This is a genomic window from Rugamonas fusca, assembly GCF_014042365.1.
Lineage (GTDB): Bacteria > Pseudomonadota > Gammaproteobacteria > Burkholderiales > Burkholderiaceae_D > Rugamonas > Rugamonas fusca.
The window spans coordinates 1-9,077 of sequence record NZ_JACEZS010000047.1; the positions used below are offsets into that span (position 1 = coordinate 1).

The 9,077-nt window shown below is 69.2% G+C and carries 6 protein-coding genes; 4 read left to right on the top strand and 2 right to left on the bottom strand.

What is annotated here, in order from left to right; translation table 11 throughout:
• Window positions 1-236 precede the first annotated feature (236 nt).
• Both H3H36_RS26110 and H3H36_RS26115 read right to left on the bottom strand, forming a co-directional pair.
• Window positions 237-437, bottom strand: coding sequence for an oxidoreductase-like domain-containing protein (locus H3H36_RS26110; RefSeq protein WP_182220955.1), 201 nt, complete (start codon window positions 435-437; stop codon window positions 237-239).
• 20 nt (window positions 438-457) lie between these two features.
• The gene (locus tag H3H36_RS26115; protein ID WP_229220117.1) at window positions 458-3,610 is read right to left on the bottom strand and encodes a ligand-binding sensor domain-containing diguanylate cyclase; all 3,153 of its coding nucleotides are present in this window, start codon (window positions 3,608-3,610) and stop codon (window positions 458-460) included.
• 403 nt (window positions 3,611-4,013) lie between these two features.
• Here H3H36_RS26115 and H3H36_RS26120 point away from each other — a divergent pair, with 403 nt between their 5' ends.
• The 4 genes from H3H36_RS26120 to H3H36_RS26135 all read left to right on the top strand — a co-directional run bounded on the left by H3H36_RS26120 (window position 4,014) and on the right by H3H36_RS26135 (window position 8,966).
• Window positions 4,014-5,666 carry a DEAD/DEAH box helicase gene (locus tag H3H36_RS26120; protein WP_375539627.1) on the top strand — a complete coding sequence of 551 codons (1,653 nt, stop codon included), beginning with the start codon at window positions 4,014-4,016 and terminating at the stop codon, window positions 5,664-5,666.
• Window positions 5,667-5,858: 192 nt separating this feature from the next.
• Window positions 5,859-6,803: a glycosyltransferase family 2 protein gene (locus H3H36_RS26125; RefSeq protein ID WP_182220957.1), complete on the top strand. Its 945-nt coding sequence runs from the start codon at window positions 5,859-5,861 to the stop codon at window positions 6,801-6,803.
• Between the two features lie 12 nt (window positions 6,804-6,815).
• A complete protein-coding gene (locus H3H36_RS26130) occupies window positions 6,816-7,223 on the top strand; it encodes a GtrA family protein (protein WP_220459864.1) in 408 nt (135 codons plus the stop codon).
• Window positions 7,224-7,250: 27 nt separating this feature from the next.
• The gene (locus H3H36_RS26135; RefSeq protein ID WP_182220958.1) at window positions 7,251-8,966 is read left to right on the top strand and encodes a glycosyltransferase 87 family protein; all 1,716 of its coding nucleotides are present in this window, start codon (window positions 7,251-7,253) and stop codon (window positions 8,964-8,966) included.
• The last annotated feature ends 111 nt before the right edge of the window (window positions 8,967-9,077 follow it).

Consider the following 9,077-nt stretch of genomic DNA (forward strand, 5'->3'; position numbering starts at 1 on the left):
TACCGCTATACTTGCTCATACCAGCCTCCCTGTACGTAAGTTCAACTCGACATTGAATGCTTACTGTACCCCCGGCGTATGCCGGAGGGAGGTTGGCTAGATGATTATCAGGTCCGGCATCACGCCACAGACCAAGGGGTATGGCGTGATGCCGGACCTGACCCCGCTTCCCATGATGCCGGACCTGACCCCGCTTCCCAACTTGCGCCTGCGCTTGTGTGTTACGTCCCCAATTGTCATTTGGCGGGGTGGCGCTGTTGCCAGGCGGCGAGGGCGGCGAAATAGGCGGCCCGTTCTTCCGCGTACAAGTCCTCCACGCAGTAGGCGCAGCCGCTGTGGCAGCAGGCGTTGGGATCGGGCGGTTCCGGCGCCACGGGCATGGGATCGTCATCGGGCGCGGGGGGCGCTGGTTCAATCGTCGTTGCTTGCTCAGTCATCGTTGCTTGCTTGTTCAAATTCATCGTTCATCCATCGGCAGCGCCAGCAGCGCCATATTGCGGCCTTTTTCCTTGGCCCGGTACAGCGCGCGGTCGGCCATGCGCACCAGCATGTCGGGCGTGCTGCCTTCCGTGGGCACCATCACGGCCACGCCCACGCTGACGGTCACCATGCCAAACGGCGAGCCGTCGTGCGGCAGCCGCAGCCGCGCCAGATCGGCGCAGATGGCTTCGGCGATGCCGAACGCGTCGGTGGCGTCGGTGGCGGCGGCCAGCAGCGCGAATTCCTCGCCGCCGTAGCGCGCCACCAGGTCGCTGGTGCGCCGGCCGTGGGCCGTGATCAAGGCGGCCACTTTTTGCAGGCAGGCGTCGCCGGCCAGGTGGCCGTAGTGGTCGTTGTATCGCTTGAAGTGGTCCACGTCGAGCATGGACAGCGCCAGCGACTGGCCGGTGCGGGCCGCGCGCCGCCATTCGGCTTCCAGCGCCGCGTCGAAGCCGCGCCGGTTGCGCACGCCCGTCAGGCCGTCCGTGGTGCTGAGCGCGGCCAGCTTGCGGTTGCTTTCCTCCAGTTCGGCCGTGCGGGCCGTCACCAGTTGTTCCAGCTGGCGCTGGTGGCGCGTCAGGCGCACGATGCGCCAGCGGTGCGCGCCCAGCAGGGCGGCCGCCACCAAAACCCCGGCCAGCGCGCGGAACCACCACGTTTGCCACAGCGGCGGTTCGATCGTCACCAGCAGCGTGGCCGGCTGCGGGCTCCATACGCCGCGGTGGTTGGCGGCGCGCACCCGGAACAGGTACTGGCCGGGATTGAGGTTGGTGTAGGTGGCGCTGCGGTGGGCCGCGTCCGTTTCCACCCAGTCGCGGTCGAAACCTTGCAGCTGGTAGGCGTAGCGGTTGGCGGCCGGGTCGGCGTAGTGCAGGGCGGCGAATTCGAGCGAGAACACGGACGCTTGCGAGGACAGCGTGAGCGCGGTGGGCGCCGTCAGCGGGCCCGTCACCGTCACGCCCGGCCCCGGCTTGCCGTCGTAGATCGAGTGGTTGAAGATGGTGATGTCGCTGATGGCCACTTGCGGCGCCACCGAGGTGCTGCGCACGGCCTCCGGCGTGACGGCCGTCAGCCCGTGCACGCTGCCGAAATACAGTTCGCCATTATCCCCGGCCACGGCCGAATTGATGATGAAGCCTTCCGTCAGCCCGTCCGTGGCCGTGTAGTGGCTGGCCTGGCCGGTGGCCGGGTCGAGCCGGTACAGGCCGGTGAGCGTGCTGCACCAGATGCGGCCGCGGGCGTCGTCGCGGATGGCCAGCACTTTTTCGCCGCCCAGCGCGGCGCCGTAGTGGCGAAAGCGCAGGCTGCCGTCGGCTTGCGGCAGGGCCAGGTGCAGGCCGCGTGCCGTGCCGACCCAGATCCGGCCCTGGCCATCGCGGTGCAGGCTGGCCACGTTGTCGTCGCTCAGGCTGTGCGGGTCGCCGTCGCGGTGGGTGTAGTGGCGGAACTGGCCGCTGGCCGGATCGAGCACGTCCAGCCCGCCGCCATTCCATTCGGAGCCGGCCCACACCCGGCCGCGCTCGTCCTCCAGCACGGCCGAGGTGCCGTCCACGCTGCGGCTGGCGGGGTCTTGCGGGTCGTGCCGGTACACGCGGCGCGCGTCGCTGGCCGGTTCGTATCGGATCAGGCTGTTGCCGGTGGCCAGCCACAGCACGCCGCCGGCACCGGGCGCGATGGCGTTGATGTAGTCGCTGGCCGGATTGCCGAAGTGGATCACGCGGAACGGGCCATGGGGCTGGTCCAGCCGGTTCAGGCCATCGGCGGTGCCCAGCCACAGCGGGCCGTGCGGCGCGCCATCCTGGTACAGGCTGTAGATGATGTCCTGGCTCAGCGTGCCCCGTTTGCCCGGTTGGGCCCGGTAGTTGCGCACGATCCGGTTGCTGGCCGGGTCGTACAGGCTCAGTCCCGTATCGCTGCCCAGCCACAGCCGCCCGCCCGGCGCGCGCGCCATGGCCAGCATGGCGTCGCTGGCGTTGGCCGCCGCGCCCGTTGGCGGCAACGGCACGTAGCGGGCCAGGCCGGCGCTGGCCAGGTTGGCCAGGCTGATGCCGTCCGTGTACGAGGCCACCCACAACATGCCGCCGCGGTCCTGCATCACGGCTTTCAGGTTGTCGCTGGGCAGGCTGTAGGGATCGTCGGGCGCGTGGCGGAAGCGTTCGAACTGGCCGGCCGCGCCGTTCCAGCGCAGCAGGCCGGCCGACAGCGTGGTGGCCCACAGCGTGTGCTGCCGGTCCAGGTAGAAACTGGTGACGCGGCTGGCCGGCGCCGGCACCGCCTTGCGCGCTTGCCATGGGCTGCGGCCATCCCAGCGCAGCACGCCGGCCTCGGTGCCTATCCACAGCGCGCCGGCCGCATCGAACTGCAACGCGCGCACGATGTTGCGCCGGGCTTCGGCCTGGGGCGCCGGGTCGGCCTGGCGGTGCGCGAAGCTGCTGGCGCCGGGCGCCAGGTAATCGAGCCCGCCGGGCCAGGTGGCGGCCCACACGCCGCCCACCGGGTCCAGCGCAAGCGCGTTCAGGTCGTTGCTGGCCAGGCTGTCGGGGCGGTTGGGGTCGTGGCTGTAGACGGTGAAAGCGCCCGTGGCCGGGTCGAAGTGCTGCAGGCCGCCCCAGCTGGCCAGCCACATGCCGTGGTGGCCGTCGGCAATGATGGCCTTGATGATGCGGTGGTTGTGCGGCCCGGACGCCGGCGCGTAGACGGTGAAGTCGTTGCGTTCGGGGTTGTAGCGGGCCAGGCCATCCTGGGTGCCGGCCCAGATCCGCCCCTGCTCATCCTCGTACAGGGCCGAGACGCGGTTGTGGGGCAGGCTGTGGGCGTCGCCGGGTCGGTGCGCGTACTTGACGGCCTGGTAGCCGTTGTAGCGGTACAGGCCGTTGCTGAGGGTGCCCACCCACACGTAGCCCTGGCGATCCTGCAGCAGGGCCAGCATGGTCGGTTCGTCATTGCCCAGCGGGCCCAGCTTCTGGAAGCGCAGCGCCGGCACTCCGGCCCACACGGGCAGCGGGCCCGCCAGCAGGGCCAGCAAGGCCAGCAAAGCCGGCAGCGCGCGCGCCAGCAACCGCGCGGCCAGGCGGCGCTGCGGCGGGAACGGAGTAGGGCGCTCCTGACGGAGCGGCATCGACACGGGCATGGCGGGGGGGCGCCGGCGGCGCGGCGGCGCCAGCCCGGTGGGAAGGGCGCGCCGGTGGCGGGACCGGGAGTTCAAATTGCTGGACGGAACGGCCATTATACCTTCCATTGCAGCAATAGATTGCCGCCGGCGTGCTGTTTTCGTGGGCGGTTGCGGCGATTTAGGGTATAGTTTACGGCGCTGATATTGTATCCACGTCTGCGCGCGCCATGACGGGCGCGCCGCGCTGGCAGCGCGGCATCGCCGCCCTGGCGCGTCCTGCCCGTCCTGTCGCTTCCCCCTGTGTCCGCATTTCTCGCGATGGCGAGTGCAGGTGCTTTTGGCCGGGCGGACCGTTGTTCGCAGAAAATGTTGTTAATTGAAGAAAGCATGGCTGGCCGCTGGACGGAAGCCGAACCTTACTATGTCTGAAAACGAGATGATTGCCACTCCCGGCGCTTCCCCCTTGCCAGCCGCACCGGCCGCTGCCGACGTGGCCGCCGCTGATACCGCTGCCGCCGCCACTGTCGCACCGGCTGACGCGGCCAACGCCGCACCGGCTGCGCCAGCGCCTGCCGCCGCCCCGGCGGTACCGGTGTCCGCACCTGTTGTGGCCGCGCCGGCCGCTGCCGCCCCCGCGCCGGCGGCCCAGGTCCGCTTCGCCGACTTCGGCCTGTCGCCCCTGATCCTGCGTGCGCTGACGGACCAGGGCTATGTGCACCCGACCCCGATCCAGGCCCAGGCCATCCCCGTGCTGCTGCAAGGGCGCGACGTGATGGGCGCGGCCCAGACCGGCACCGGCAAGACGGCCGGCTTCGCCCTGCCCATCATCCAGATGCTGCTGGCGCACGCCAATGCCAGCATGTCGCCGGCGCGCCACCCGGTGCGCGCGCTGATCCTGACGCCGACCCGCGAGCTGGCGGTGCAGGTGGCCGACAACGTCAAGGCCTACGCCCAGCACACGCCGCTGCGCTCGACCGTGGTGTTCGGCGGCATGGACATGAAGGGCCAGACCGTGATCCTCAAGGGCGGCGTGGAAATCGTCATCGCCACCCCGGGCCGTTTGCTGGACCACGTGGAGCAGAAGAACATCGCCCTGAACCAGGTGCAGATGCTGGTCATGGACGAGGCCGACCGCATGCTCGACATGGGCTTCTTGCCCGACCTGCAGCGCATCATCAACATGCTGCCCAAGCAGCGCCAGAACCTGATGTTCTCGGCCACGTTCTCGCCCGAGATCAAGAAGCTGGCCAACACCTTCCTCAACAACCCGCTGACGATCGAAGTGGCGCGCAGCAACGCCACGGCCGACAAGGTGACCCAGGTGGTGTACAAGGTGCCGGAAGAACAGAAGCGCGACCTGGTGGCCCATCTGCTGCGCCAGCGCGACTTGAAGCAAGTGATCGTGTTCTCCAACACCAAGATCGGCGCCTCGCGCCTGGCGCGCGGGCTGGAGCAGGAAGGCATGAAGGCTTCCGCCATTCACGGCGACAAGACCCAGCAGGAACGCATGGCCGCGCTGGACGCGTTCAAGAAGGGCGAGATCGACGTGCTGGTGGCCACCGACGTGGCCGCGCGCGGGCTCGACATCTCCGACCTGCCGTGCGTGATCAACTACGACCTGCCCTACAACGCGGAAGACTATGTGCACCGCATCGGCCGCACGGGCCGCGCCGGCGCCTCGGGCGACGCCATCTCGATCTATTCGGACAAGGATGAACGCCTGCTGGCCGACATCGAAAAACTGATCAAGCAGACCATCCGCCGCGGCACGCTGGACGGCTTCACGCCCGGCACCACGCGCGTTGGCGATGAACGCCACGGCGACCGTCGTGCGCGCCGTCCGGCCGACAGCGATACGCGCGCGCCAGCCGCCCGCATGGCCGAACGCAGCCCCCGTCCCGCGTCCTCGTACAACGGCGCCGGCCCTCGCCGCGACAAGGTCGATCCGTGGTTCCTCAAGCCCTACGAGCCGGCCCCGCGCAACACGGCGCCGGCCGCCGCGCCGGCCGCCGCCACACCCGCCAAGCCGAAGCAGAAAGTGGCTGCCTTGCTGGGCGGCCTGCCCAAGGCCTGACGCGCGGCTGGCCACATCCGGTCGGCCGGCTACCGCGGGCCAGCGCCCGCAGTAGCCGGCCCGGTGGCGCGCCGGTGTACTGCCTGACGGAGATCGTATAGAATCCGCAGTTTTGCCGATTTGGTAAAATTGCGGCGCCCAGGGCCCGTCGCGGGGCTTTTTTTTCATCCTATTCAGATTGACCGACAGCGAGTGACTATCCTTTCCAATCAACGCATCGCGATCGTGGTGCCGTGCTATAACGAGGCGCTGACCATCGCCGCCATCGTGCGCGATTTCAACGCTTGCCTGCCGGGCGCCCCGGTCTATGTGTTCGACAACAATTCCACCGACGACACGGTGGCCGTGGCGCTGGCCGCCGGCGCCATCGTGCGCAAGGTACCGCTGCAAGGCAAGGGCAACGTGATCCGGCGCATGTTCGCCGACGTCGAGGCCGACATCTACATCATGGTCGACGGCGACGACACCTATGACGCCAGCGTGGCGCCGCAACTGGCCGAAAAGCTGGTGCGCGAAGGGCTGGACATGGTGGTGGGCACGCGCGTGTCGACCGAGCAGGAAGCCTACCGTTTCGGCCACCGTTTCGGCAACAAGATGCTGACCGGCTTCGTGGCCGCCGTGTTCGGCAACACCTTCACCGACATGCTGTCGGGCTACCGCGTGTTTTCGCGCCGCTACGTCAAATCGTTCGCGGCCCACGCGGCCGGCTTCGAGACGGAGACGGAACTGACCGTGCACGCACTGGAACTGCGCATGCCGGTGGCCGAAGTGGCCACCGAGTACGGCGCCCGTCCCGAAGGTTCGGTCAGCAAGCTCAACACCTACCGCGACGGCATCCGCATCCTGTGGATGATCCTGCGCCTGTTCAAGACGGAAAAGCCGTTCGCCTTCTTCTCGATCGGCGCGCTGGCGTGCGCGCTGCTGTCGCTGGGGCTGGCCGTGCCGCTGCTGCAAACCTACCTGGAGACGGGCCTGGTGCCGCGCCTGCCCACGGCCATCCTGTGCTCGGGCCTGGCCCTGTTCGGCCTGATCCTGCTGTCGTGCGGCCTGATCCTCGACACCGTCACCAAGGGCCGGGTGGAGCAGAAACGCTTCGCCTACCTGGCCATCCCCGCGCCCGGCGTCGGGCAGCCGTAAGCGGCGCGCGCGATGACCCGGATCAGGCGCGAGGCGCTGCGGTTCGCCGTGGCCGGCGTGGCCGGGCTGGTGGCCGACGTGGCGCTGCTGTACGTGGCGCTGGCGCTGGGCCTGGGTTTCTACGCCGGCCGCGTGCTGTCCTTCCTGGGCGCCGTGTGGGTCACCTGGCAGATCAACCGTCGCTACACCTTCACCGGCGCGCGCGGCGGTTCCGTGTGGATGGAATGGTGGCGCTACCTGCTGGCCATGGCCGGCGGCGGGCTGCTCAACTACGCCGTCTACAGCGTGGCCGTGTGGCTGCTGCGCGGCTGGCCGGCGCTGCCGTCCGTGCTGGTGCCCATGCTGGCCGTGGGCTGCGGCTCGCTGGCGGGCATGGTGCTCAATTTCGCCAGCGCCAAGTTCTTTGTCTTTCAACGCTAACCGGACGGCGCCGTCCGTCCCGTCGCCATGAATTTACTCCGCTCCCCCCTGCTGGCGCTGGAAGGCGCCGTGCGCCGCCTGTGGCGCTCGCTCGACCAGCCCGCCGTCGCGCGCGCGGCCATCTGGCTGGTGCCGCTGCTGTTTGGCTTGTTGTCGCTGGCCCGTGGCCAGGACGATAACTGGGACCTGCACAACTACCACTTCTACAACCCGTACGCCCTGATGAACGGCAAGATCGGGTTCGACCTGGCGCCGGGACAGTGGCAAAGCTATTTCAATCCCACGCTGGACTTGCTGTACTACGGCCTGAACCGGGTACTGCCGGCGCCGGCCGTGGGCTTCCTCATGGGCTGGCTGCACGGGCTCAATTTCGTGCTGCTGCTGGGGGTGGCGCGCCTGCTGCTCGATCGTGGCGCGCACCGGCTGGCGCTGCTGCTGGCGCTGGCCGGCTGCCTCGGGCCCGGCTTCCTGTCCGAGCTGGGCAACACCATGGGCGACAACCTGACCTCGTTGTTCGTGCTGGGCGCGCTGCTGTTGCTGCTGCAAGCCTGGTCGCGGCTCGCTTCGGGCAAGGCCTTGCCGGTGGCGCTGCTGGCCGGCCTCGTGATGGGCGCCGGCTGCGGCCTCAAGCTGACCAACGCCACCTATGCCGTGGCCTTGTGCCTGGCGCTGCTCGGTGTGCGGGGCGGACTGGCGCGCCGGCTGCGGGCCGCCTTCGTGTTCGGCGTGGGCGTGCTGGGCGGCATTGCCGTGACGGCCGGCCATTGGTACTGGCGCATGTGGCAGGTGTTCGGCAATCCGCTGTTCCCCCAGTTTAACGACCGCTTCCACGCGGCGCTGGCCGCGCCGATCGGCATCGGCGACACGGGCTGGCTGCCCAAGGGCTGGGCCGAGCGGCTGCTGTGGCCGTTCATCTTCACGCTCCATCCGCAGCGCGTGATCGAAATCCCGATGACGCAGCTGATCTGGCCCATGTTGTACCTGGCCTTCCTGGCGCTGGGTGTGCGCAGCCTGCGCGCCGCCATCCTGGGGCAACTGCCGGCGCTCACGCCGCGCCGCCAGCGCATCGGTTTCCTGCTCACGTTCTGCGCGCTGGCCTACGTGGGCTGGCTCAACCTGTTTGGCATCTACCGCTACCTGGTGCCGCTGGAGTTGCTCGCGCCGCTGGCCTTGTGGCTGGTGGCGCACCGGCTGATGCCGGCCCCCGTGGCCCGCGGCGTGGCCGGCTACGCGCTGCTGCTGGCGGCCGTGGCGATCTGGCCCGTATCGAACTGGGGCCATGCCGGCTGGGCCCGCACGGCGGCCCACGCCGACGTGCCGCCCATCGCCGTGCCGGCGCAAAGCATGGTGATCACGGTGCAGGGCGACCCGCCGCTGGGCTGGATGGTGCAGTTCTTCCCGCGCGAGCTGGCCTTCGTTTCGCTTGGCTCGGGCTTCCCCGAGTCCCCGGCCTACGCGCGCCGGGTGGCCGACATGATGGCTGCCCGCAGCGGCCCGATGTACGTGATGCTGACCGCCAGTGGCGCCGAGCCGGACCTGGCGCCGCCCGAGCAGCGGCCGGCCGCGCTGCAGCGCCAGGCCGAGCTGGTGCGCCGCGCGCGCGCGATCCTGGACCGCTACGGCATCGTGCTGCACGAGGACAGCTGCCAGATCTATTCCGCCTGGGTGGGCAGCAGCCGCCAGCCTTACCAGCTGTGCCTGGTCACGCCGCCCACGGCGCCCAAGGACGGGGTCACCCATTAGCCAACCAGCGTCAAGTCGATAATACTGTCCCGGCGCCTCGATTTTATCGAGGCGCAATTTCTTGCCTGCCTTAGCCGCAAACGCTTGTCGCGCCCGTTTTCTCAGTACTTG

Coding starts and splice junctions, on each gene's coding strand:
- H3H36_RS26115 (WP_229220117.1), bottom strand. CDS start 3,610: ATGCCCGTGTCGATGCCGCTCCGTCAGGAGCGCCCTACTCCGTTCCCG.
- H3H36_RS26120 (WP_375539627.1), top strand. CDS start 4,014: ATGTCTGAAAACGAGATGATTGCCACTCCCGGCGCTTCCCCCTTGCCA.
- H3H36_RS26135 (WP_182220958.1), top strand. CDS start 7,251: ATGAATTTACTCCGCTCCCCCCTGCTGGCGCTGGAAGGCGCCGTGCGC.
- H3H36_RS26130 (WP_220459864.1), top strand. CDS start 6,816: ATGACCCGGATCAGGCGCGAGGCGCTGCGGTTCGCCGTGGCCGGCGTG.
- H3H36_RS26110 (WP_182220955.1), bottom strand. CDS start 437: ATGACTGAGCAAGCAACGACGATTGAACCAGCGCCCCCCGCGCCCGAT.